The 403-nt window shown below is 32.5% G+C and carries 1 pseudogene; it reads left to right on the forward strand.

Features of this window, described 5'->3' with window-relative positions:
- A pseudogene (locus ACWA1B_RS22395) lies at positions 1–403 on the forward strand (SusC/RagA family TonB-linked outer membrane protein); the annotation flags it as partial.

Here is a 403-nt window from a genome sequence, read left to right on the forward strand (position 1 = left end):
TAACAATTGGAGAAAATTTAACGTATACCAATATTCAAAAAAGAGATGTTTCTTCGGGCAATATTTATGGGAATGACTTGCATAACGCTCTTACGCAAAACCCATTCCAGCCTGCGTATTGGCAAACAGCAATTGATAGAAATATTAATGAATATGGATTTACTCCAACTTTAGATGGTTTAAATACAAACCAAACAAATCCTTTGGCGGTAATGTATTACAGAAGTAATTACAATTATCCGAAAGATCATAAAATTATTGGGAATGTATTTTTAGAGGTAGAGCCAATTTCTAACTTAAGATTTAAAACGGTTTACGGAATTGATTCATGGTTTGGTTATAACAGAACTATGAACCCAACATACCATTTAGGAGTACTTTACAATGATGCTATTGATGGTGC

The sequence above is a fragment of the Flavobacterium xizangense genome, from assembly GCF_054075145.1.